This window comes from Mycobacterium kyogaense (assembly GCF_003254575.1).
Classification (GTDB): domain Bacteria; phylum Actinomycetota; class Actinomycetes; order Mycobacteriales; family Mycobacteriaceae; genus Mycobacterium; species Mycobacterium kyogaense.
This window is the reverse complement of the sequence record NZ_QJUA01000022.1, coordinates 1-25,175: the sequence shown is the minus strand read 5'-3', so window position 1 is coordinate 25,175 and position 25,175 is coordinate 1. Positions and strand designations below refer to the sequence as shown.

Annotated in this window: 19 protein-coding genes; 12 read left to right on the top strand and 7 right to left on the bottom strand. The window is 63.1% G+C overall.

All coding sequences use genetic code 11. From position 1 onward, the window contains the following. Nucleotides 1-117 precede the first annotated feature (117 nt). Together DMB80_RS15945 and DMB80_RS15935 are read left to right on the top strand one after the other, a co-directional pair. A complete protein-coding gene (locus tag DMB80_RS15945; protein WP_162938553.1) occupies nt 118-3,525 on the top strand; it encodes a DEAD/DEAH box helicase in 3,408 nt (1,135 codons plus the stop codon). A gap of 840 nt (nt 3,526-4,365) precedes the next feature. Next, nucleotides 4,366-5,415 (top strand): hypothetical protein, encoded by a 1,050-nt coding sequence (locus DMB80_RS15935; protein ID WP_162938552.1) that lies wholly within the window; start codon nt 4,366-4,368, stop codon nt 5,413-5,415. 247 nt (nt 5,416-5,662) lie between these two features. Here DMB80_RS15935 and DMB80_RS15930 read toward each other — a convergent pair whose 3' ends face one another. The 5 genes from DMB80_RS15930 to DMB80_RS15910 form a co-directional block, all read right to left on the bottom strand. Beyond that, the gene (locus DMB80_RS15930; protein ID WP_240431219.1) at nt 5,663-6,079 is read right to left on the bottom strand and encodes a hypothetical protein; all 417 of its coding nucleotides are present in this window, start codon (nt 6,077-6,079) and stop codon (nt 5,663-5,665) included. 325 nt (nt 6,080-6,404) lie between these two features. Then, a complete protein-coding gene (locus tag DMB80_RS28930; RefSeq protein ID WP_162938551.1) occupies nt 6,405-6,575 on the bottom strand; it encodes a type II toxin-antitoxin system Phd/YefM family antitoxin in 171 nt (56 codons plus the stop codon). Between the two features lie 1,295 nt (nt 6,576-7,870). Next, entirely contained in the window at nt 7,871-8,791 is a 921-nt protein-coding gene (locus DMB80_RS15920; RefSeq protein ID WP_276131552.1) for a TniB family NTP-binding protein, read from the bottom strand. A gap of 81 nt (nt 8,792-8,872) precedes the next feature. After that, nucleotides 8,873-10,936 (bottom strand): Mu transposase C-terminal domain-containing protein, encoded by a 2,064-nt coding sequence (locus DMB80_RS15915; RefSeq protein ID WP_111510738.1) that lies wholly within the window; start codon nt 10,934-10,936, stop codon nt 8,873-8,875. Then, nucleotides 10,933-11,715 carry a TnsA-like heteromeric transposase endonuclease subunit gene (locus DMB80_RS15910; protein ID WP_162938550.1) on the bottom strand — a complete coding sequence of 261 codons (783 nt, stop codon included), beginning with the start codon at nt 11,713-11,715 and terminating at the stop codon, nt 10,933-10,935. Before DMB80_RS15910 ends, DMB80_RS15915 begins: the two co-directional genes overlap by 4 nt. An 867-nt stretch (nt 11,716-12,582) precedes the next feature. Between DMB80_RS15910 and DMB80_RS28385 the strand changes: the two genes are divergently transcribed. Then, on the top strand, nt 12,583-13,641 hold the full coding sequence (locus DMB80_RS28385) for a hypothetical protein (protein WP_205538721.1): 1,059 nt from the start codon (nt 12,583-12,585) through the stop codon (nt 13,639-13,641). A gap of 31 nt (nt 13,642-13,672) precedes the next feature. Here DMB80_RS28385 and DMB80_RS15900 read toward each other — a convergent pair whose 3' ends face one another. Both DMB80_RS15900 and DMB80_RS15895 read right to left on the bottom strand, forming a co-directional pair. Further along, nucleotides 13,673-13,972, bottom strand: coding sequence for a hypothetical protein (locus DMB80_RS15900; protein ID WP_162938549.1), 300 nt, complete (start codon nt 13,970-13,972; stop codon nt 13,673-13,675). A 57-nt stretch (nt 13,973-14,029) separates the two neighbouring features. Next, entirely contained in the window at nt 14,030-15,160 is a 1,131-nt protein-coding gene (locus DMB80_RS15895) for a tyrosine-type recombinase/integrase (protein WP_111510735.1), read from the bottom strand. Between the two features lie 532 nt (nt 15,161-15,692). Here DMB80_RS15895 and DMB80_RS15890 point away from each other — a divergent pair. The 9 genes from DMB80_RS15890 to DMB80_RS15850 all read left to right on the top strand — a co-directional run. Beyond that, the gene (locus DMB80_RS15890; RefSeq protein ID WP_111510734.1) at nt 15,693-16,142 is read left to right on the top strand and encodes a VOC family protein; all 450 of its coding nucleotides are present in this window, start codon (nt 15,693-15,695) and stop codon (nt 16,140-16,142) included. A gap of 110 nt (nt 16,143-16,252) precedes the next feature. Continuing rightward, entirely contained in the window at nt 16,253-16,822 is a 570-nt protein-coding gene (locus tag DMB80_RS15885; RefSeq protein WP_205538720.1) for a P-loop NTPase family protein, read from the top strand. 680 nt (nt 16,823-17,502) lie between these two features. Continuing rightward, a complete protein-coding gene (locus tag DMB80_RS15880) occupies nt 17,503-18,141 on the top strand; it encodes a helix-turn-helix domain-containing protein (RefSeq protein WP_162938548.1) in 639 nt (212 codons plus the stop codon). Then, a complete protein-coding gene (locus DMB80_RS15875; protein WP_111510732.1) occupies nt 18,138-19,790 on the top strand; it encodes an amidohydrolase in 1,653 nt (550 codons plus the stop codon). Before DMB80_RS15880 ends, DMB80_RS15875 begins: the two co-directional genes overlap by 4 nt. Further along, nucleotides 19,787-20,932, top strand: coding sequence for an ABC transporter ATP-binding protein (locus DMB80_RS15870; protein ID WP_240431218.1), 1,146 nt, complete (start codon nt 19,787-19,789; stop codon nt 20,930-20,932). The genes DMB80_RS15875 and DMB80_RS15870 overlap by 4 nt, the downstream gene beginning before the upstream one ends. Nucleotides 20,933-20,975: 43 nt before the next feature. Next, the gene (locus tag DMB80_RS15865) at nt 20,976-22,121 is read left to right on the top strand and encodes a polyamine ABC transporter substrate-binding protein (protein ID WP_111510731.1); all 1,146 of its coding nucleotides are present in this window, start codon (nt 20,976-20,978) and stop codon (nt 22,119-22,121) included. After that, nucleotides 22,118-23,074, top strand: a complete 957-nt coding sequence (locus DMB80_RS15860; protein ID WP_205538719.1) for an ABC transporter permease — start codon at nt 22,118-22,120, stop codon at nt 23,072-23,074. Before DMB80_RS15865 ends, DMB80_RS15860 begins: the two co-directional genes overlap by 4 nt. Next, on the top strand, nt 23,071-23,961 hold the full coding sequence (locus DMB80_RS15855; protein ID WP_205538718.1) for an ABC transporter permease: 891 nt from the start codon (nt 23,071-23,073) through the stop codon (nt 23,959-23,961). The genes DMB80_RS15860 and DMB80_RS15855 overlap by 4 nt, the downstream gene beginning before the upstream one ends. After that, the coding region (locus DMB80_RS15850) for an NAD(P)/FAD-dependent oxidoreductase (protein WP_205538716.1) at nt 23,958-25,175 on the top strand (1,218 nt) is incomplete at its 3' end. The genes DMB80_RS15855 and DMB80_RS15850, both read left to right, overlap by 4 nt.

Here is a 25,175-nt window from a genome sequence, read left to right as displayed (position 1 = left end):
AGCACTGCGGACAAGACCGGCTGGGGATGAACCGCGAAAGAACACAATCGGGGTTGGTTTGCTCAGGATCGAACTACGATGGCCCGTCGTCCAGATCGTTCATGGGGGGAACTTCGCATGACATCACGAACTCCGTTGAAGAAGCTTCGCTACCGCGAACGCTTCCGCCCCTATCAGATGGCGGCCATCACGATGGCACGCCGCTATCGCCAAGACTTCTACGCCGTGCCCGCAGAGGAGATGGCCCTGCTCGGGGCTGCGCTCGTGTGCCATCCAACCGGCACAGGCAAGACCGCGGTGATCGCGGGCCTAGCCCAGTGTGCGCCCGAAGTGGGCAATGTCCTTGTGCTGACGACTCGAGATCCTATTCGCGACCAACTGGTGCGCGAGGTCGGGGCGAACCTGTTCATCAACCCGGAAAAGTTTGATCTCGGACTCGACATACGGTTGCCCAAGATGTGTTACGCCGTTCGAAAGAGTGCGGATCTGAGCTCGATGGGCGCGTTGTACCGCTCCACGCGGACGATCCTCAGCGACGAGCTGGCAACCTTCGTCGAACGTCAATCGGGTCGCCTTGCGCAGCATCCACCCGAGACCGATTTTGGGAAGTTTCTGTCTGAGACCGATTCGGTACTGGTGATGACCGTGCAGATGCTGGTGGAGTTGCAGCGTGGTCGGGGACCGGTTCAGCAATCAGCTTACGCAGCACTGTGTTCCAGCATCGATCTGGTTCTGTTCGACGAAGGACATTATGAGCCGGCGGCTAAGTGGAGCGAGGCCGTGCGCAACCTCGACAAGCCGGTCGTGCTGCTCTCCGCTACCCCATTTCGCAACGACCTTAAAGCATTTCGGATCAGCGCCGGCAATATTCATCTCTTCAAGTTGCATGAGGCGGTCGCCGATGAGGTTATCCGCGACGTGCACGTACAGCGACGTGAGCCGGCGCTGACCGAGGCGCTGTTCTGTGACGACGTCATCGACTACTGCGCAGGGTTGTGGGGTTCTGACACGTCGCGATGGACGCAGCGGATCATCATCCACTGTGACGACATGGCCAGAATCACCCGCCTGGGCGATGCGTTCATCGCCCGCGGATTCTCGGGCAGGGTAGTCGGGATCCATGACCGTTATCCGTCGGGCCCCCCGACCGATGGATGGAAGCGCCGTTCGGTGCCCGCACCCGGGCAGTGTGACGCGGTGATTTGGATTCACCAGTACAAACTGCTGGAAGGAATCGACGACCACCGATTCCAGGTGTTGGCGTTCTTCGACATGCTCGGCAATGTCCGCTCGATCGTCCAACAAATTGGGCGGGTCATTCGAAAGGGTGACAATGACACCGGCCAGGCCTGGGTGCTCGACCATTTCCGCGGCCGAATCGATAAGTACTGGCAGCTGTACAAAGATTTCGACCAGACGGTGACCGCCGAGGATCTCGCCCGCGCCATGTCGAAGGTGCTTGTCACAGACTTCACCAAGGTGCAGCCACCGGTGCTCTACATCGACAAAAAGTTCCGCAGTGTGCTGCAGATCCAAGCCGAGGACGGCGGGCAGCCACCGATGACACCCGAAGAGGTGGCCGACGAAGTGCTCTTCGAGCGTCGGGTCACGCTCCGGCGGGTCACCCGATCCGCCACGTTGGACCAGTTGACAAATCTCGTCGAAGCAGACCTTATCGAAAACGATTTCGAGTTCACCCGCTACGACGTGTCGGCCGTCTCGCCGAACACCGTGGTCTATATCTGCGCGAAGGTCGACAACGTCGGCTTTCTGAACAACCGTTACTTCGCGCTGCCGGTGGTCGAGGCGCGGATGGTGATGCTCTTGCCCACCCGTGGTGTGGTCGCGACGGCAAGTACGGGGTCGGGCAGCGGGACCGATGCGTTGTCCCATCTACCGTCCGTGGGCCCCGGCGAGTTGGAGCGCGTCGTCATGCCAGGCGCCCAGGGCCGCATCTCGCTGATCGGATCGCGCAACACCAATCTCAGTAACCGGGTGGTGCGCCGGCGGACGATCTCGGCGCCGTCGATCGCCGATGTTCCACCGATCCTCGACGAGTACGGCCACGTGGTGTCCACCGTCACCGGCTACAACGGAACGACTCCCCAAATCCTCGACGACATCGACTACCAGGAGATGATCGACGAGAACTTCGACATCACCGTCCGGCCGGCGATGCCGTCGTCTAACGCGACCGGGGTGCATCTGTTGCGCCGCTACGTCGGGCTGAGCACTGGCCGGGTCTCCGAACAAGGTCCGCCACTGCGGGTGCGCGCCTACCGGCGTTGGGTGGAATCCCTTCTACGGCAGATGCGTTCGCAACAACGATATCCCGAGGTCTACGGGCGCTATGCCGCGCCGGCACGCAAGGGCGTCACAAAGTATGCGCCAGCCAACCTGTTGCTGGACTTGACCGAGTTGTCCCGCGACTACGTGCTGCGCAACAGCGATGACGACTATCTGCGCAGCGATGAGCTGTGTGTCGATCGATCAACCACATCGGTGACCGGTTCGGGCGCGACGTCGGGCTTCAAGGTCACCCTCAACGACAGGGTCTATGACCTCGATGTGACATTCCATGCCGCCAAGGGCAGGTACAAAATTGAATCACGGCTTCTTGACGAGGATTTTGTCCCGGTAGGGGACCGCAGGGTGCCGCTGACCAGGGCGCTCAACGAGCGGCAGGCGTTCAACATCATCCCCGACGACCCCGAAGTCATCTACGTGCACGGTGCGTTTTACGCGCCGGGACTGAAGTTCGGGCAGCGCTTCACCGCTGAAGAGTTCTTCGTCGGGTACTGCCTGTATCCCTCGACCCAGTTCGAGGCGAGAATGATGGAAAAAGGTGCGCTGACAGTTGGCAACGGCGACGGCTACGACCCCGCCAGCTTGTTCGGGCTCATTGACAGCTGGGCCCAAACCGGATTCAACACAGACTCACTCGCGCTCGACCAAGGATGGACGCAGCGATACCAGCCAGAGGCAGTGACCTTCACTCCGACGTTGGGTATCTGCGGCGACATGGGCCAGGAAACCGCCGACTTCATCCTCGCCGACGAGGGCGAGAATCGGCGCGTGGTTCTGGTCCACGCCAAGGCGTCAGAGAGCTACAAGAAGTTCTCGGCATCGGCGGTTCAGGAGGTGTGCGCGCAGGCGCAGAAGAACACCGGCCTGTTTTCCACCTATTCACTTCGTGAGCCGAACTTGGCCCAGTGGGATCAACCGCACAACTTCACCGGTAAGGGCAAAATCGCGTTGGCAGTCAACAACCGATTTCGGGTCTCGAAGTGGCCCGACGCGCGGTCGGCATGGGAGGGCGGCTTGTCCCCGCTGCTTCGTAATCCGCTGACCTCCAAAGAAATCTGGCTGGTGTTGGGCAACATGCTCTCGGCCAACGCCCTCTACAACGAGTTGACCAAGCCCGAACCGCGGCGAGAGTCCCTCCAACTCAACCATCTGCTGCAGACCACGATCGCCGCCGCGGCCAGTGTGTCGGCAAAGACCCGGATCTTCTGCGCACCATAAGGGATGGGCGCTGTGTCACGACGAATGCGGCGGAGGACCAAACGGCCCGATCGTGGCCAGTGGTCGCCACGAGTGTGGGAGATCAGGTGAGAGGCGCTACACATCGATAGGACGGTCGATTTCGGTTTATCGTGCGCCTCGCCGCCGGACTGTGTCATGCCCGCGGACCACGATCCGCCCCGTGGGCGTGGGCCAGGCACGGGTTCGCGCCCAGGCAGGTGGTTCCGGATCCAGGGGCGTGGTGCCAGGTCAGGCTGGGGTCCTCCACGTCTTGTCGCTCTTGGGGGTGTCGGGTCCGACGCTGGCGTAGTCGGTCTGTTGGTCGAGGCGGTGCACATACTCTGGAAGTCGATCACTACCGCTGTGCGGGCAGTGAGGTTGGCCAGCTGCTCGAAGCAGGCGCGGGGGAGGTCGTGTCGTCGACTGCGAATCGCCGAACGACCGCCCCCTGCCTCGCGTTACTTCTCAAACAGCTGCCACACGTCTAAGGCAGTGCGCACGACCGCGACGACGAACGCGAGTGCGGGCCAGATAGACGGGCGCGTGTCGCGGGCGGGGTGCTGCGGGTGGTCCATAGCGTTTCTCCTTTCGTGAGAGTTCCTGCAGTTGATGACCCCGGGCCCGAGGTTGGTCGTCGCCACTTGTTCCCGATACGCGGAGACGTTGAGCAACAACAACCAGACAAGCGTGGCTTTGGCCGGCTGTCGAGTACACTCGGTCACGATGGCGCGACGGATTGTCACGCCTATTGGACATTGACCATTTCAGACAACTAAGAGAGTCACATAGGCGTGACAATCCGTTTTCTGCGAAAAGTAAATATTTGCGTACGGTGGTGGTGTGGAATTCACTGATCAGCCCCCCGATCCGAAGCCGCGGCGCGATGTGTTGCAGCAACGGATAAACAGACTGGAGACGCTGCGCGCGGGGCGGTACCCGGTTGACGCCGGGGTACGCGCCAATCTCACGAGGTGGGCCAAAGAGTCGGCTACACAGCTGACTGACATCCCAATCCGGGTCGGGTTCGTACGACGTGTCCCATCTCTCGTCGAAGAGGAGTACGACACGGCAAAGCTGGTCGACCGGCCAAAATCAGCCCTGCCACGTCAGCCACCGCTGGCGGCGTTGGCCTCGCTGACCAAAGGGGTGGGCTTGCCACTAGGACTCACGCTCATGTACCTGGCACAGACCGGTGACGCTTTGGGGAGAGACGCCCGCCTGAAGCTCACGATCGACGGCGACGACGACGCGCTCGGGCTGATCGACCTGATCGCCATTGCGGCCTCTCACAATCCATCGCCGAACGCTGCGTTCGCGAGCAATTCCCGGAACAACCGTAAGCGGCAGATTCGCGATGCCCTCGTCCAGCTGAGCAAGCTCGGACTCGCCGAGGTGCCCCCTGGTGGCAGAAAGGGCGAACCGAGATTTGATGACCAGGTGCATCTCAACCGGGAGAACGGGCCCACCGCGGCCGGCACCAAGCGTTACCAACGGCCGGGCGCGAAAGTCAAGACCCTCGATATCCCGGCCACGTTCTTCACCAACGGATGGGTTCATGCCCTCAGTAAGTCCGAGACCGCGATGTGGTTGATGTTGCGCGATCTGAAGCACCTCGGCAATGCTCCGGTGGACCGCCTAACCGTTCGCGGCCGCGACCGACTCCTCGAGTATGACCTGTCACGAGCGATGTGGGACACGCACGCCACGCTGGAGGCCTACGGGCTCATCGTGGTTCACCGAGATCCAAACCGCCGACGCAACGGCACCACCACCGCCGGTGAAAGAGCGGAACCGCACCGCTTTGAACTACGCGATGAAGGTTTGCACGAAAACGGCCTTTCGACGGTGATCTCGACGCTCACCGAGATTCGTTCCCGCAAAGGCGGTTAACGTGCCGAATTGCTCGACCTCACGCTCGCCTATGACGGTTCCAAGTGCGCCCTCCCGCTGAGGAAGGCAACATGGTGAGCGACTTGTGGGCAGCGAGTTCTCAAACCGAGGACCAAGTCCGGGTTAGCCAACCCCGTCCGAGTCCTTCGAACAGTCGATGTGTTTGGCACGCCTGCTGGTCAGGCGACAGTGCCTCCGTCCACAACCCACCGGTGCTCGAAGGGAATCATCACTGCGGCGCCGACGGTCACCCGCCCGCGAGGGCCTGACCGAACGCGACCGCGAACTCCTTCTGTCGCCCAGACGAAGGGAAGGGGATCCGCATCTGGCTGACCGGAAGGCCGGCGGCCGCCAACGCGGGAGATGCCACGCGGAACACGTCGGCCTTGATCAGGATGATGCGTTCGGGTTCCAGCTCGGCAATCCGGTCAAGGAACGCGGGCACGTAGGGCGACAGGTCGGACCCGTCGACGGGATCGGGCTTGAGGTCGATCAGGAATATGCCGCGGTCGCGCAGCTGCGCCAGCAGGGACGCTTTGTTGGTCCGGGTCGGCTCGACGTGAGGCAGGATTGCCCGCGCGACCGCCCGGAACAGCCAGTCGTGCTGCGCCACGTCGGGAAAGTAGAAGTACCGGTCGTCGGCGTCAGGCGGCGCTTGGGCCACCAGCAGAAGCCGAACCCTGCTGGGCTGGTACTGCTTGGCGGCCGCTGCACGGCGTCGGCGTACCTCGGCAGGACCGATGTCGTCTTGCGGGGTCTGCGGCGGCGACGCCGCAGCGACTGGTCGGCCAATTGCACGCGCGCGGCTGGCCGGACCATGAGTGCGGCACCACTGGCGCCCGGGCTTCGTAGGTGGGTGCAGACCGTCGCGGTAGCAGGGACTGTGGTCGAAGTTCGTTCGGAATGTTGGGTGTTGCATGACTCCAATACTGCTCGTGGTCCTCTTTTGGTAGGCGGGCACTCCTTCGGACGTGAGGACGACGTATACGTCACTGATGCAGATCTTCGTCGGCGAAGCGCCCGGCAGGGACGAGCAAGGCAACCTCGCGTCCCTGCCGGGTGATCACGAAAGTCCGCCCTTGTTCGGCTTCGCTGATGAACCGGCTGAAATGTCGGCGTAGTTCGGTGATGCTGATGCGCGGCAGCGAAGGATCGATCAACGTTCGGCACCAGGATCGGCGACGGCACCGAACATCTCGATCCAACTTTCGAGTTGAGCGGCGGACTCGGTGAGGACGAGCGCGAGAGCCCGCGCGTTTGCAATGGTGAGTCCAGAATCAGGGTGGAACTCGAGGTAGATGTGGGGAACGTCGGCAGCAGTCTCAAAGCTGCCGTCTTCGACCTGAATCGCGCTGATGCGGACTCCAGCCGTGCATCCGGCGGGGAACCGGTCGGGTGTGTAGACGACGCGGGATGCGACGCCTTGGTCCAACTCCCATTCAGTGCAGAGCGATCCGATTGGGGTAGCGGGCTCCTCACAGCTTCGGCTTGACATTGCCACCATCGTCCTTCCTGTACCGCTGGGATTCGCGTGATTGGTTGCTCGGTCCGACTTCGACTTCGTCTGGGGGAGTGTGCAGTTCACCCAACACTGCCTGCCGGAAGGGATCAGACGCGCCACTCGGCGATAGGCCGGGAACGATGTTTTGCAGTCGAACGAGGCCCTCTGCAATGACGGTCGCGGCGGCGGATGTTCGTCCCTCCGCCGCTTTGTGCCGTAGCGAGATAATGACGTCGGTCAGCGCGACCGCATTGGGGTACCAGGTCGCGGCTTGTCGTGGAAGCATGGACGGTGCTTCCTCGGGTACAGCGAGCCGTCGCCTGCGTTGCTGGATATCAGGTGCACGGAAGACAGCCGGCCAGCCTGACCACAGGGAGAAGCAGGTGACGGCGGCGGTAAAGCCGGAGTATGTGGGGCCGCGCCCCCAGCGTCGAATGAGGCGGCGGTGCTGGCGGTGTGCGCGTTCGATGTCGGGACAGAGTCGGACTGAAAATTGTTGCTGAGCATCGCATCTCAGTGCAGAACTTCCTGTCCATTGCTGGTGTATGGCGCAGAGCACCTGTTCATGGCTGGCAAAGACAGTCACTGCTTGGCTTCGGCTTCGAGTTTGCGCGGCGGCGCAGTGTCTGCATGCGGATCGGATCCCCGCCTGCTTCGAGACGTGGCCGACCAGATGCGGCCATCGCTTGATTGCATGCGGAGTTCGGAGTTCCGGAAGCGCCGCTACCAACCCTCGCTCCGTCAAACCGGTGAGCTCGACCAGGTCCGCAACGAAGTGGGGCTGTCGGGCGAGCTGGGACAGCCAGCTGGGTCGCAAGAGGTTCTGCTCCGTCACCCGGCGGAGGTAGCTGTTCAGCGTCTCCGAACACATCGGAGAGACTGGCACGGGAAGTCGTTGACGGCCGCGGCGGACGCCCTCCGGGACTGTCGATGACTGATCGGCACGAAGCGGCATCAGCGGGCCACTCCAGGATCGACGTCGTCGATCGCAATCGAGTCGAGCAGGTCCAACGTGATGGCTTCGGTACCGAAGTCGATGGCGTCCGTGGCTGCATCGATGATCAGATCGCTCAAGGATGCGATTGAGCCGCCGGCGCGGTGGTAGAGGTAGTCCGCATGGCGCTCGAGCATTCCGTGTTCGTGCAGGGGGAGAGGAAGAATGCGTTCGATGGATGCGACGAGCTGCACCCACTCCTTATGGTCGGCGTCGTTCGAGAGTGAGTAGTTGCTCAGGTTGATGGGCCGGGTCCGTTTGCGCCACTGCTCTCCGTTCTCGCCGCTGAACAGGGGAGCGGTCTCCAACGAAATTCCTGCGAAGAGCATTGTTGCATCGAGGTTTTCGGCGAAAGTCTTTATGTTGTCGGCGACTTCGGCTCCTGCGGCACGGTCGGTGTTGAGGCGTTGGACGTCATCGAGGATGACGAACTTGGTGCCGAGGCTCTTCAGCAGTCGCGCCAGGTCCACGAGTCGCTCGTCGGCATTGCTACCTCGCAGCTCGCGTGCACCGACGAAGTCGGCGAGGCGCACCCAGAGTTTGTTCGTCGTTGTAGCCGTAGCGATCGTGGTGTAGACGACGGGCAGGAAGGACAAGTCGTTTTCCCTGCCGCAGGTTCGTCGTATTTCCGCGTCCAGTCGCTTGCCGGCGGCCATCACATCGGTGGTTTTGCCGGTCCTGGGTTCCCCGGATACTCGGATACCGGGTCTGGCTACGAACTTCTTGGCTCGTGATCGGCGAAGCAGTCGTCGTGCGTGGTTGAGGATGCGGGTGAGGTCCCGGGTGGGAAACACGCGTTCCTCGTTCAGGTAGTCGATGCGGCGTTCGTTGTAGGCCGATCGTTCGACGGTGCCGAGAGCCTTGATCTCGTCCGCACTCAACGAGGGTCGCTGCGAGTCCGGGGTGGGCTCGTAGGTGCAGTATTCACGCCACTCTTCGCGGGTTGTCGGTGATGCCAAGGTTCACCACCCTTCCGACAGGCGCATCGGCCGCATGGGCTCGACCATTCCGACCGTAGGCTGAACAACCGGCACGACCGGAGTGTCGTCGCTTCGTCCGGGCGCAACGACCTCAGCAGGAGGGCCGCCGCTGAGCTCTTGTCGCGCGAGGTTGGCGCGCCCGGCCGACGCTTCGGCACGGGAAAGCGGTCGCGGCTTCGGTTCCGATGGGCCGCCGAGCAATTGACGATGAATCTGCTCCGCGCGCCTGAGCACTTCTTTGTCGGTTGGCTTCTTACTCATGTCCCGACGGATCGCTTTGACCATGTCGATTCCGAATGGAATGGTTGCATAGTCGGCCAGAACCCAGCGGCACTCGATCCAGCCATTGTCTTCGACTTTTCGCTGACCCTGCGAGTCGAAGAGTAGGGATTCGTCTCGCACCCAGATCTGCATCAGGTTGGTGGGGTCGTAGCGCACCTCCCACCTGCCATTCTGTTTGGAATTAAACGATTTCGTTCGTCGCATCTGGTGAAAGCGCGGCGAGTCGGAGTTGTACACGAGGTTCTCCAGGTTGACGCCATAGCGGTTGATACGACGAAACTGGTGTGGTTTAAGCGAGATCCAATCGTCGCGTGTCATCGTCCGTACTGGAGTTGGTGCCATCTCCGACATCGCTCGATACATGGCATTGGGAGAGAGCTGCATCCGAGGGGCCGCCGTCAGGTGAAGCCCTGAGTGGGGACGGTTCTGATACACCGTGATGACCCATTCGTCGAGCAGCGCCTGAAGTACAAACAGCGGCCACACAATGTCCTTCTCCGGGTTTCGGCCCCGGTGGCTGACCGAGCGTCCTTTGTATCCCGGGATCCATCGGACAAAGTCGTCTCCGATGGTCTTGAGCAAGCGTTCGATATGAGGCTTGGCGGTGGGCTGGTGCGGAGCAGCGACCCGAGGGTGAACTCCCCGAAGTTCGGTTGCCTTTTCGAAGGCTTTCGAGACGAAGATCTTGCCACGGTCGACCACGACACCTCGCACGTCGATAATGGGCTTGTTTTCGAGTGCCCTGTCGAGATCGATCTGGGGGGATAGCTTGTCCGACAGGTAGCTTCGTGCGACCGTCATATTCTCAATCCATCCTGGCAACATCTGTTGCGGAATACAGGAATTGGCCCAGAGTTCAATAGCATCCACGGTTTTGCAGGCGTTCGGGCGGAGAATTGCCGCGGTGATGCTCAGTGTCGCGACGTCGATGCCGGCAGCCAGATCGATTCGGCATGGTTGACCATCGGGCAGTAAGGCCATTGCGTCAAGTGGTGTTGAGTCGAGCTGCACTTCTTCGCCTGGATACAAGGCGACGATCTTCGAGAACGCTCGGTCGGGGCTGTTCGCGTGACTGCGGCGCGACGTCGCATCGCCCGTGGTGTGCTCACCGCGGTCAAGTGCAGCCAGTAAGGCGTACATCGACGACCTGCACGGCACCGGCACGTTGTCGTCACGAAGGCGACGCTCCGCGATTTCGATGATCTGTTTCTTGGTAGGCGTCGACTTGTCTACGTAGTGCGCTTTCACCATCTCCAGTGTGACGATCACGCGCTCGTGCACCCCGGACAGACGGACATGACCCGGCATGCCGCGCTGATCGATACATCCGAGCAGGCCGGCATTGTTGAAGCGTTGCCACTTACGCCACATAGTAGTCATGGAGACCGGCCGCCCCAGAGTTCGTAGCTCGGATCGTTTATCTGAAAGTCGTTCTTGTACAGTCGCGATCGGGGTACCCGAGGAGGCTTGTCCTTGAGCCGGCTGTTCCATGGCGTGTTTGATGCCGGAGAGGTGCTCATACCAGAACTGGGCATCTCGTCGCTGTTCGTCGGTGGCGAGGTCGAGCAGCCGCTGATCGGCGATACTTGGTCCAGAGGCGTCGGGACCGACGAAGGAATCGTCGCAGAGCAACATCGCTACCGGCAAGGTCAGGTCGCTGCCGTCATCGAGACACTTGAGTCGAAGTGCCAGTCCGTCGCTGTCGCGGATATGCCAGCTCTGGCCACGGAATTCGATGATGTCGCCGATATGCAGTTCGATCACGAGGTGATCACCGTGGTCCAGGTCAGCGGGCGGGCCAGGTCGACGTGAATCTCTCTGTTCCAGATCATGTGGTACGTGCTGCAGATGAGATGGCTTTCGTCGAATTCAGACCTGTCCGAGGCGTTGTCGATCAGCTCGCCGAATTGCACGCCGTTTCGCCCCGATCGATTCACGCAGATCGTGATAGCGGATCGTGCTTCTGCTGACGGTGCAAACCGCGGATGGTGGTAGGCGCATAGCAGCCGTAGGTTGCGTTCTGCAGTCTTGTCGATCGTTGTGAATTCTTCGTACTCCCAGTTCAACTCGCGACATACATCGCGGGTGCGTTGATGCTGGAGCCGATCCTTCTCGCGGAGACGATCTGCCGGCTTGACGTCGACAACGAGAGCCGATCCGTCGCGTCGTCGGATGAAAAAGTCCGGGGCGTGCCGGTGGTGCGTCTGGCCCTTCGGCCACAGCAGCCAGAACGGGTTGGAGCTGACCGCGATTGCGTCACCCCGAAAGTCGACCGTCATCAGGGCAGTCATCTCGAACCGCGACTCAAAGCTGACATGGCCTTGTGAACGCGAGAACCAGTACTTGCCTTGATGGGAACGGCGACCACGGTAGGCCGGGAAACTCCGGATAGGCCTGCATAGCTCAAATGACGTTCGCGAAACCTCAGGTGTGAGACGGGTTCGTACGCGCTGCCCGGTCTTCGGATCTTGATAAAGCACCATCGTGTAGGGCGCGTCATTGACGGGCAACGTCGTTTTCCTGGGGGCTGGCGGCTCGGTCACGCCCGTGTCCGCCAGCCGCTCGGACGTGCAGCTCTCGAAGAGATCGGGGGCCAGGATTCGAAGCGGGGGTTGACATCATGCTGAAAGCGCGCTGAAATGAACATGCCTCCCTCTCAGGGGGTGAGTAAGTTTGAGCGGCGCAGTGCCGCACCGAAGAAGCCGGGATACCAGCTCGGCTTTTTCAGCGTCTGGGGACCATCGAAGCCCCGTTAGCGGAAAACATTTGAGTCGCTTGTGCCGTGCCACCTCCTCGTTGACCTGGACGTTGACTGCTTCCGATGGGCGCACTCATTGAGCCCCGTGCGTTTATGCGGAGACTAAAGAGCTTGCCTCCTCACCGGAATTAGCAACGTCAGTTGAGCACAAAGTGACAGAACCGCACAAGGGTTGCAGCAACTACTACTTCGAGCACGTTTGCCGAGACGAGCGAAACTCTCGGGCAATCTTTCGTGGGCTGATTGTGAACGCCAATGGCTCGTGGAACTGAGGAACATAGAGAAGAGATCTGCCTGTATTCCACTGCTACACAGAAAATTAGGGCGTTTATTGAGGTAGAGGCCGTTTGGCTCACGTCCCAGCGTCAGCGTGTAGTTGGCCGACGCGGGTTCGTATGTTGCCTATAGGCAACACCCGTGAACTCGACCTTCCAGCAAATTGGTGTTCACTAAGGCCCCTGCATGCTGTTAGTATTGGAATCGCCTTGGCACCCCGGAGTTTGCTGATAGATCCGCGGCCAACTGCATCTAGGACGCCACCAATATCGACCGTGACACCAGACTCGCACCGTCACGGTCTCTGAATCTGAGCTGGCTGGTTCGGCCCTGATTTCGCCCGAGGCCTGTCGGTGCGCCGCGCTATCTTGACCCGATGCGCTGGTTTGCCCGTCCTGATAATCGCTCGCTCGAGCTGAGGGTCGCCCCGCGGCTCGCATCGTGGAATAAGGCTGACGATTCGGATCAGATCGGATTGCAGGAGTACCTCGACGATACGGAGGCTTTGATCGCTGGCGCACGGATCAGCGGCGCGTGGGCGCTGCGCCTCGACGTCGGTTTACCGAGTTCACGAGACCTGCTCGATGCCAGCGACCTGGATAATTACGCGTATCCGCTCGCATCGCGCCTGCGCGATGCCGACTTGGTGTCGGTGTGGTGCACGAAGCACCACGGCGAACAGTCGTCTGTGCAGATCTGTGCCGCCAAAGAAGTTCCTGCACCCAACGCCGCCGGCGTGGTCGTCGCGACCACTGCGGCTTCTTCCTCGAGCGTCGCCTACAAGGAGGCAATCCACGCCGCCGTCTCTGGCGCCGCCGTCCTACCGGATGGACCAGTTCGGCTCGAACTATCCTTCGTGGTCGGCCCACGTCGCAATTGGCTGAACCTCTGGAAGCAGACGATCGACGCGCTTGACCCCCTGCTGGGTCGTACCCGGCCAGATCGGGCATGGCATCCCCGCGACGGCAGAATCACCGAACTCGGCCTGCACTGCACCGTGGACCCATTCGCCGGCAACACGGTCGTGGTGGGCATCTACGCATCGGCCGAATCCGCCAGTGTTAGCGAGACTAGCTCGGTCGACGTCCCACATAGTCCAGCTGGGGAGTTCATCGACGTCGTGCCAGCCGATGTACTCGCCGGGGTGGATCACCGCACCCGCGCACACGAGTTCCGGGACGACGACGCTGGCTATCTGGCTTGGCTGGCCGCCAACCCGAAAGGCTTCGTCGTGAACATCGCCCGTAACTACAGCGTGTCTACCGCGCGGGTGCATCACGCCACGTGCCGCACCATCAGCGGTCAGAATCCGCACAACGGACCGTGGACTGGTGCCTACGTCAAGGTGTGCGCCATTCATTCGGCGGACGCCGAAGAGTGGGCCGCAAACACCGTGCGAAAGCCCATCCCGCCGTGCGGGACTTGCCGGCGCTAATACGTGTGATCGCCGCGGGGCGCAAGCGGGCTCATCTGAGCTCGTCGGTCTGGGACGCAGAACGACCCCGTGCGGCCAGTCGCTCGAATTTTGTTGATGCGCTATTGAACTCGGACGCAAGCTGGGCGTAGCCAGCATCCAGGATTTGTTCGTGCATAGCCTCTGCGCCCACCCGAAGCAGAATCCGCAGTACAGCGGCATCCGAGCTGATGTCACCCGAGGCATAGTCATTGTGGTGTGCCCACTGTCGCAGGACCTCGAAAGCTGGCGAGCCCCGATGGAGGAAGGAAGCGAGCATCGCCTCGTCTGCGTCGCGGAGAATCAGGCTCACTCGCTTACTCATTGCGGGGCCTTCCTTCGTCGTTGGGGAACATGGATCGCTTCGTTCTCAGCTCGTCCCATCGTCCTCCCGTTTTTCGGTCAGTAGGGAGTAGAGCTGATTTTGCGCTGCCGCACTACGTGTTTCAATCCCTGCCGCCGTTACGTAACGCTGCGATGTTGTCATCGACTCATGCCCAAGGAGTTTCATCAGTGTGTAGACGCTGACATTCGAGGTCGCGAGCTCAGTTGCATAGGTATGGCGAAGTCCGTGCACCAGGGCGCCGGGTATGGGGCGCGCGTCCGGCCCTGCGCGTTTGAACGCGCGCTTGATACGTGACTGTAGAGTGCCACGCGTCATCCGTTCACCGTCCCGACCGACGAATAGCGGGGCGGAATGTGGCCAGCCCGACAATGGCGTGCTCTTCGGTGACGATGTGCGCTTCTTGCCCTGAGGAAACCGTCCGACACGACTGTCCATATACGTACCGATCACCTCCAGCAGGGCTGCCTCGATGGGGACATTGCGTTCTTTCCCGCCTTTGCCTTTCACATTGATCACTGCGGAGCCGTCGTCGAGCGTACGTATGTCGCCAACATCGACCAGGCGGAGTTCTTCAGCCCGCAGGCCCGCGAGGAGTCCAGTGAGGATGAGCGCGAGATCCCTTTCTTTCCAATCTGTCCGGCGACTATAGGACTCCTGCGTGACGGCAGAGAGCAATGCTTCCACAGCGGTTCGGGGGAGCGCTTTCGGCAGCGGCTTCTTCAACTTTGGTCGTCCAACGAGCTGCATGGGGTTGGCCGCCAATAGTTCGTTGGTATAGAGGAAGGTGCACAACACATTCCAGGTCGACCAGCAGCGTCGGATGGATGTCGCCTCATGGTCGGCTACAAACGCCGCGAACGCAGTACGCATCGAATCGCGAGTTATGTCAGCTGGACTGAGGCGAACCGGCTCACCACCGGTCAGCAGATTGGCAATGGCGACGAAGTCGCGGCGATAAGCCTTCATCGTGTGCGCCGAGGGTTTACTTGCCTGCCGGTGATCCGAGAATTGCTGAAACCACTCAGGGAACTCACCGACGGCCGGCACGACGGCAGCAGCTTCAACAACGCCGTCGGTGACGGAGTAGCCGGGATCGGTCTCATGCGGCACACGTTCAGCCTCGCAGATAAAAAATGGATAATTAACATTATCCATATTATTGAGTGTCGCGTGGCTCCAGCCTGGGGGAATAGAGGCCGCTGCAACACCTGCGTAACGTCACAGTGACGAATCATATGGTTCGCGCTGGACCTAGAAGGCGCGGAGTGTCCGCCGCTGTCAGGTAGTTCTGGACTGTCGGTCGTCCTGTCCGGCGCTGTCAGATGGTCACGGATTCAGACTTAGCACCATCGTTACGCCGGCCGAAGATCCGCAGGTGCGTGGGCAGGGACCTGGGCGGGTGTCACTGTCAGATAGTTCTGGAACGGAGGGCGAAAATTCGGACAGCTACCAGGTTTTCCCGGATTACTCCCAACTAGTTCCGGATCGGACACTGACGTCCGATGCAGGTGGCGCGATCTGGCCTGGCGCCGGGAACTTCTACCGATAAGCCACATTATGTCAACTAACCTACGCCGCGTTCATCCGATGGATCAACGCCTGACCGTTGCCAGCCACCACTACCCGGGAAATGACACCTCGGCGGCCACGGGCGCGGTGGTCACGCGCTGACGCCTAGGCTTCACGCATGGCTTCGGCGCGTGCGGTGGCACATACGGGGATAACGGTCCGTGATCTCGATTCCTCCGTTGGCTTCTGGTGCTCGGTGCTGGGCGCCCAGGTCGAGCGACGGTTCACCTTGAGCGGGGCATTCGCGGCGGCGGTGACCGGCGTGCCACACGCGCGAATCAGAGCTGCGGTCGTGAACCTCGCCGGACATCACCTCGAACTCTTGCAGTATGAGGGTCCGGTCGACCGCGTAACGGTACGTCCGCGCCCCTGCGACGTGGGTTCATGGCATCTTGCGGTGGAGGTGAGCGATATCCACGCCGTTGTCGGCGAATGTGAGCGGCATGGCTGGCATGTTGCGAACAGCGTGCAGACGATGCCCGACGGGCCGCGGCAAGGGACCAGATTCGCTTACCTGCACGATGCCGACGGTGCGACGCTGGAGCTTATCGCCCCGCCATCAGACTGACCGGGCGACCACACACGTCGGCCTCGCCGACGAATGTCGCCTCGTCTCACTTCTGGAGAGTGAAGAGGGCTCAGATCCTCTCGGATTGCGCTGGCGCTACGCTCAGGTACGTGTTGACGGTGGCCCATCCAGTCACCTGGCAACCGCAACGCATCGCTATCGCTGGTGTGACGGGATCTGGCAAGTCGACTCTGGCCCAACGAATTTCGCGCCGACTGGATCTGACCTACATTGAAATCGGCAGCCTGTTCCACAGTCCAAACTGGGAACCGCGACGCGACTTCGTCCGCGACGTGGAGGCGGTCATTTCCGGAGATTCATGGGTGGTCGAGTGGCAGTACTCCGCGGTCCGCACAGAAATCCTCGAACGCGCTGACACGCTTATTTGGCTGGACCTCCCTACGCCGCTGACCCTGCATCAACTCACGCGCCGCACAGTTCACAGACGGTTGCGGAAGGTCGAGCTGTGGAACGGCAAATACGAGGGGCCACTCCTTAATTTCTTCACCGATCCTGATCACATTATGCGCTGGGGTATCCGTACCCGAAACAAGCTCCGCGACCGGATGCCTGCTGTCACCGAGCTGCATCCGAGTCTGCGTGTAGTGAGACTCGGGTCCAGGGGGGACATAGAGTTCTGGGTCAGTCGGCTTCCGACTCATTTCACCTCGTGGTCGTGAGCGAAGCGCTCAGCGGTGTTCCTCCGTGTCGTTTCTAGAAAACTGAGACGCGTCATACACGCCGCTCCCCCGTCGCGAAACCCCAGGCGAGTTCGTCTCATCCAGTCTCGAACTGCTTTCCGCGCGCGAGTCGCTTGCGGGTATACAGCCGACCATAACCGCTAATTCAGATGAGACGGACCCGCGGGATCGCGTCTCGGTCAAGCTGGCGGTTCCTGCGGCGAACCGCCAAGCTGACTGGGAACGGACAACCGAGACGCACACGGAGTCAGCGAGTCCGTCGTCGCGGCCAGTCCAAAGAAAGCGATGCGAGTCATGCGTCGGGGACGCCGCCGGGGGCACACCGACACTGGCCTATGGCCAGACGGTGGCGCTGGGGCGTCGCGATGCTGTTCGGCGCGGACCGGCGTTAACGTGCACGGCGGCGCAGGGGCGCAGGTTCACCATCTCGACGGGCGGCGTCGCCACCGTCGGCTGATGCCGGTCGACGCGAAGTGTGCGTCGAGAGTCGTTGATTCTCAACGACTCCGATCAAACCGACGGATCCGTCACGGCCGCGGGGCGTTTCGTAGAAGTTAATAGTTGGGCCGAAACATGCCGTTCTGTTGCGAGAACCCTGTGAGAGCCCTAGCGTTCCGCGGTAAGCAAAGCGTTAAGTGATTCTTAACGAAAAGAGGTATGTGATTTCTGAGCCCGTGACGGCCACCCCAACAACCGACGCCGCCGTACGCGCCACGCTGGGCATCCGAATGCGCGACGCCCGCGAACGCGCGCGGCTGTCCACCCGCGACTTGGCAGGCCGCGCCGGGGTGAGCGCAGGCTTCATCAGTCAACTGGAGAACGGCAAGTGCGGGGTGTCGGTCAGCGTGCTCAAGCGCATCGCGGCCGCGGTCGGCGTCTCGGTCGCCGACCTGCTCAGCGACGAAGCCCCCGTCTCCCGACCGATCCTCCGGGCCCACGAGCGACCCGTGTTCTCCAGCGAAGGCGGACTGCAGAAGCTGCTCCTGTCGCGGCCGCCGATCCGCCAACTCGAGGTCTACGAGGGCACTTTCGACGTCGGCGGTTCGACGGGCCCGGAGCCCTACGCCCACGACGACGCCCAGGAACTGTTCTACGTGTTGACCGGCCACATGGAGATCTCGATCGGCACCGAGACACACGTCCTGGGCCCTCGCGACAGCGTCGAGTACCTCTCCTCGATTCCCCACCGCGCCGTGAACGTCGGGGCCACCCCGGCCCAGGCCATGTGGATCACCTCCCACCTCACCCCGCCCATCGACGCCAACCCGATCACCCCACCTCGAGGAATGACACCATGACCACACCGCACCGACTCCTGATCACCGGTGGCCACGTCTTCACGCCCGCAGGCATCGTCGAAGAGCCGCTCCTCGTCGAAGACGGTGTCATCACCGCGATCGGCGCAGGCGCGCTCGAAGCGTCCGGCGCTGTGGAGATCGACGCGGCGGGAGGCCTCGTGTCCCCCGGTTTCCAGGACTGTCACATCCACCCGTACCACGCCGGCCTGGACATGATCGCCTGCGACCTCACGCCGTATGACACCGCCGAGGGCTACCTCACCCGCATTGCCGAGTACGCCGCCGACAATCCGGACGTGCCGTGGGTCAGTGGTGGCGGCTGGTCGATGGACTCGTTCCCCGGCGGCCTGCCGACGGCCGCTGCCCTCGACGCCGTCGTCCCCGACCGCCCTGCGTTCTTCCCCAACCGCGACGGACACGGCGCCTGGGTCAACTCCAAGGCCCTGGAGATCGCCGGCATCGACGACTCCACGCCCGACCCCTTCGACGGACGCATCGAACGCGACGCCGACGGCCACGCGATCGGCACCCTGCAAGAGGGAGCCATGGGTCTGGTCGCCCGCCACATCCCCCTGGCGACCCAGGACGACCTCGACGAGGCCCTGAGGGTCGCCCAGCGCCAACTCCTCGAGTGGGGCGTCACCGCCTGGCATGACGCCATCGTCGGCGCCACCAACGACACCCCCGACATCCTCGACTCCTACCTGCGGGTCACCGCATCCGGCGAGCTGAAGGCGCACGTGGTCGGTGCCCTCTGGTGGGACCGCAATCGCGGCCTCGAGCAGATACCCGAGCTCGCCGAGAAGCGCGAACGTGCGCTGGCGGCCGGATTCCAGGCCACCACCGTCAAGATCATGCAAGACGGCGTCGCCGAGAACTTCACCGCCGGGATGCTCGAGCCCTACCTCGACTCGTGTGGCTGCCCCGGCGAAAACACCGGCAAGAGCTTCGTGGATCCGACCACCCTCATCGAAATCGCCACTCAACTCGACGCACTGGGCTTCCAACTGCACTTCCACGCCCTCGGCGACCGAGCCGTCCGCGAATCACTCGACGCCGTCGAAGCGGCCAGGAAGGCCAACGGCGACAAAGACCTTCGGCACACCCTGGCCCACATTCAAGTGGTGCACCCCGACGACGTCCCCCGCTTCGCCGAACTGGGCGTGGTGGCCAACATGCAGCCGCTGTGGGCCCGACACGAACCACAGATGGACGTCCTCACGATCCCCTTCCTCGGCACCCGCCGCGCCGCCTGGCAGTACCCCTTCGGATCGCTGCATCGGGCGGGCGCGCCCCTGGCGTCGGGCAGCGACTGGCCGGTCAGCACGGGCAACCCGATCCACATCATCCACACCGCCGTCAACCGCGCGCCGGTGGGCGCCACGGGGTCCGCGGTGATGCCATTCCTCGGCGAGCAAGCGCTGTCGCTCGCCGACGCGTTGATCGCCCACACTCTCGGTACCGCCTACCTCAACCACGACGAAGGACGTTCGGGCAGCATCGAACTCGGCAAGGCGGGCGACATCGTCATCCTCGACCGCGACATCTTCGCCGCCCCCGTCGCCGAAATCGGTTCGGCCACGGTGGCCTACACGATCATCGGCGGCGACGTCGTCTATGACGCGAGCGCGACGCTGGTGTCGGCGTGAGCACCGTGGACATGACCGCCCCGACCAAGACCGAGCCGAGTTCGGCGGCTGGCTCGGTCGAACTGCGCAATCTGACCAAGACCTACGCCTCGGCCGTCGCGGTCGACGATCTCAGCCTCCACGTGCGCCCCGGAGAATTCCTCAGCCTGCTGGGCCCCAGCGGCTGCGGCAAGACCACCACCCTGCGGATGATCGGCGGATTCGAATTTCCCGACGACGGGTCGATCCAAATCTCCGGACAGAACGTCGAAAACCTTCCGCCGCACAAGCGCCCGGTGAACACAGTCTTCCAGGCCTACGCCCTGTTCCCCCACATGAAGGTCGCCGACAACGTCGCCTACGGACTTCGCCGCTCGGGCGTGCCGAAATCCGAGATGGCCGACCGCGTGAGCCGTGCCCTGGGCATGGTCAGGATGACCGCCTTCGCCGACAGGAAGCCGGCGCAACTGTCCGGCGGCCAGCAGCAGCGCGTCGCGCTGGCCCGGGCACTGGTCAACCGGCCCGCCGTCCTGCTGCTCGACGAACCGATGAGCGCGCTGGATCGCAAGCTCCGCGAGGAGATGCAAGTCGAGCTCAAACTGCTTCAGCACGAGCTGGGCACCACGTTCATCTTCGTCACCCACGATCAGGAGGAGGCGCTGTCGATGAGCGATCGCGTCGCGGTGATGAAGGACGGCCGCGTCGAGCAAATCGGCACCGCCTCAGGGGTATACGACGCACCCGAATCGGCGTTCGTGGCGGGGTTCATCGGTCGTCAGAACTCCTTCGCGGGCACCATCACCTCCTTCGACGGCGACGGCGTGACCGTCCGTACCAACGGCCTCTCGCTGTACTCCTCACGCCCCACCAAGGGCGACGTCCCCGCCGCCAGCGGCGCCGAGGTCAGTGCCGCCGTCCGACCGGAATCGGTGGTGGTGACCGCCGCCGGACCGGAGTCGAGAACGGACACCGCGGTCAACACCGTCGCCGGCACTCTGCTCGGCGTCTCAGAACTCGGCCACAGCCTTCAGCTGGTCGTCCACACCCGCGAGGACGACCAGGTCCTCGCCCGACTGCCCCGTGCCGCCAACCCGCCCACCGAGCTCGGATCGCCCGTGCTGTGCTCCTGGTCGGCGGACGCCGTCCGGATCTTCACCTCGTAACCACCACACCCGTCACCCGACACGCCGATCCGGAGAACTCACCATGAATCAGCCAGACAACGTCCGCGCCCTCGTCCCCCATGCGCTCAAGCGCTCGCTGTCGCGCCGCGCCTTCCTCGGTGGCACCGCCGCACTGGGGGCCGGCGCCTTCCTGGCCGCTTGCTCCAGCTCCTCGGGTGGGGGCGGCAATTCCTCGGACGGTCTGAACATCTACACGTGGGGTGAGTACGACGACCCTGCGGTGCTCACCGACTTCACCGCGGCCAAGGGGCCGAAGATCACCGTGGATTCCTACGGCTCCAACCCCGAGATGATCGCCAAACTCAGTGCGGCCAAGGGCACTACGGGTTACGACATCTGCGTTCCCACCCATTCCTCGGTTCAGCAGATGGCGACGGGCGGGCTGCTCACCGAGCTCGACCACGCCAAGCTGCCCAACATGAAGAACCTCACTCCCAAGGTCGTCAACACCACGTTCGACCCCGGCAACAAGTACAGCGTCTGCAAGGACTGGGGTTCGACGGGTTACGTCTACGACACCACGGTGGTCAAGCGGGATCTGAAGTCCTGGGCCGACTTCCTCGACTGTGCGCAGAAGGAGGCGTCGGGCAGCATGTCGCTGCTGGAGGACCAGGGCGAGGTCGCGTTCACCTACTTCTGGGCCAACGGAATCGACGAGAACACCACCGACCCCGGTCACATCGCGGCCTATCGCTCCTTCATCCTCGACAAGATCGCGCCCCACGTGCAGGCCTTCGAGTCGTCGACCAACGCGTCCATCTCCTCGTCCGCGCGCGCCCTCATCCACTGCTGGAACGGCGACGCCCGCCTCGGCATCCTCGCCAACTCCGAGCCGGAGCGGTACAAGTGGGTCTGGCCGTCGGAGGGTGCGAACCTCTGGCAGGACAACTGGGCGATCGTCAAGGGGGCGCCCCACGAAGACGCCGCCTACGAGTTCATCAACTACGTCCTCGACCCGACTGTGTCGCTCAAAGAACTGACCTACATCGGGTACAACACGGGGATTCAAGGCATCGAGGAGGCCGCCACCAAGGCCGGTATCCAGCGTCCCGACTTGGTCTTCATCAACGACGCGGTGATGAGCAAGCTGGTCTACAGCGAGATGACGTCCGCGGACGGCACCATCATCGGCATCTACGACGAGCTCAAGGCCGCGGCGGGCAAGTGACCGCCCTCGAAGGTGTGACGGCGCCCCCCGGTGTTGCCGACGTGGCGCCTCCCGGTCGCCGGCTGCCCATGCCGAAAGGGCTTGGAGCGCTGCCGATCAGCATCTGGATCCTGCTGTTCTTCATCCTGCCGTTCGGCTTGGTGGTCTGGTACAGCTTCGGCTACAAGCCGGGCATCTACGTCACCCACGCCAACGACGTGCTGTCCCTGGATCGCTACGGCCAGGCCGCCTCGCCGGCCTTCCTCGCCATCTTCGTCCGCACACTCAAGATCGCCGTCACCGGAACGGTGCTCTGCCTGCTCATCGCCTTCCCGATGGCCTACTGGATGGCGGTCAAACTCGCCCCCAAGTGGCGCGGTGTCGTGTTGGCGCTCGTGCTCATCCCCTACTGGACCAACTTCCTGGTGCGCACCATCGGATGGCAGATATCGCTAGCCCCAGAGGGTTTCGTCTCCAAAGTCCTGCAGTGGGCGCACCTGACCGAGGGCTCTCTGCACGTGCTCTACACCTCGGGGGCCGTCCAGCTCGGCGTGGTCTACAACTACCTGCCGCTGATGATTCTGCCGCTCTACGTGGCCCTGGAACGTCTCGATCCGAAGCTGCTCGAGGCGAGCCGCGACCTCGGCGGCACGGCGTGGAGCACGTTCTGGCACGTCACCGTCCCCCTGGCGCTGCCCGGAGTGACCGCCGGAATGATGCTCGTGTTCGTGCCGCTGATGGGCGACTACATCACCCCCACCGTGCTCGGTGGGGCCAGCGGCAGCATGGTCGGACAGATGGTGGCCGCCCAGTTCCAAAGCGCCCAGAACTGGGCGCTCGGCTCTGCGATGGCCGTCCTGCTGATGCTGGCGATCTTCGGCACCAGCGCCGTGGTCGGGGCGGCGCTCAAGATCGTCGGCGTCGTCGTCAACGCGGCGACGTCGTTGAAACTACCGTCGAAGGAGGCTGCGTGACCACCGTCGAGTCCCCCGCTAAACCCGTTCGCCGACAACGGATTCGACCCGGTGACGTCATCCTGAACGCGTGGGGCGTCCTGGGGCTGGTGTTCCTGTTCTTCCCCATCGTGGTGATCGTCGTGTTCTCGTTCAACAACGGTCGCACCCTGCAGACGTTCGACGGGTTCGGCGTCGACGCCTACCTCTCGGCCCTGTCCAACCCGGCGATCACCAACGCCATCACCGTCTCGCTCATCACCGCTACCGGAACGGCCGTGGTCGCCACCGTGCTGGGCACCTTCGCCGGGGTCGCGCTGACCCGTCGCCCGGGCTGGTGGGCTCCGGGGCTGCTCGTCCTCCTGGGGCTGGTCCTGGTCACCCCGGAGATCGTGTCCGCGATCTCCCTGCTCCCCTGGTTCGTCACCCTCGGCGTCGACTGGGGGCTGCCCGCCTTCAACGTCGGCCAGGTGCGCCTGATCATCGCAAACTCGTTGTTCGCCAGTGCCGTCGTCACATTCATCGTGCGGGCCAGAATGACCGGTATGAACGAGTTCCTCGAGGAGGCCGCCGCCGACCTCTACGCCACACCGGTCCGGCGCTTCACCGACATCACGCTGCCACTGATCCGCCCGGCGGTGCTGTCGGGTGCCCTGCTCGCCTTCACCCTCAGCTTGGACAACACGGTCGTGTCGTCCTTCGTCTCGGTGGCCGGTTCGACACCGTGGCCGGTGTACATCTTCGCCTCGCTCAAGGCGTCGCTGCGGCCCGACATTGCCGCGATGTCGACGATGATGCTTGTACTGACCCTGATCGCACTGGGCGTCGCCGCAATCATCCTGCGACGGGACCCAACGGGATCCGGCGGTGGCGCCGCCGGCCTGACGAGTGCGATGGTGGGCAAGTGAGCACCACCCTTACCAACGGCAAGGTGTCGTTCTGGTGGAACAGCATGGGGGCCAACCCCCCGCGCCCGCCGCTGCCCGGCTCCGCCCAGGCCGACGTCTGCATCGTCGGAGCCGGATACACCGGGCTGTGGACCGCGTACTACCTGAAGAAGGCGGCACCGCACCTGCGCATCGTCATGCTGGAGCAACGCTTCGCAGGCTTTGGGGCATCGGGACGCAACGGCGGCTGGCTCACTAACGAGATCACCGGCGGTCGCGGGCAATACTTGAAGTCACACGGACGCGAGGCCGTGGCCCGCCAGCAGACCGCCATGAACGAGACGGTCGACGAGGTCATCCGCGTCACGCGCGACGAGGGCGTCGACTGTGACGTCGTCAAGGGCGGTGAGTTCACCGTCGCCACCAACGCCGCCCAGCAGGCCCGCCTGCTACACGCGGTGGAGGAGGCCCGCACCTGGCCGATGACCGACGTCGAATTGCTGAGTGCGGCCGAGGCGACCGCGCGGATCAACGTGCGCGGCACGACCGGGGCGATGTGGCATCCGCATTGCGCGCGACTGCATCCGGCGAAACTGGCCGCCGGGTTGGCCAGGGTGGTCGAATCGCTGGGCGTGGAGATTTTCGAGCAGACCAGGGTCACCGAGATTCGTCCCCATCAGGCGGTGACCGAAGCAGGCACCGTCACGGCAGGGACCGTGGTGCGGGCCACCGAGGGATTTACGGCGCAGATCGAAGGTTTGCGACGGACCTGGCTGCCGATGAATTCCTCGCTGATCGTCACCGAGCCCCTCTCGGCCGACGTGTGGGACGACATCGGCTGGGCCGGCTACGAGACGCTCGGTGACCAGGCCCACGCCTACATGTACGCCCAACGCACCGCCGACGACCGCATCGCGATCGGCGGCCGCGGTGCGCCGTACCGCTATGGTTCGGGCACCGACGTCGACGGTTCGACTGACCCGAGAACCGTTGGGCTGCTTCGCGACATCCTGGTGCGCTTCTTCCCGTCGACCGCCAGGGCCGCGATCGAACACGTGTGGTCGGGCGTGTTGGGGGTGCCGCGGGACTGGTCGGCGACGGTGGGGCTCGACCGCGCCAGCGGTGTGGGCTGGGCGGGTGGGTACGGCGGCACCGGCTGCACCTCCACCCACCTCGCCGGGTCCCACCCGCCCGCCCTCATCATCCACCACTCCACCCCGCTCACCCCGCTGCCA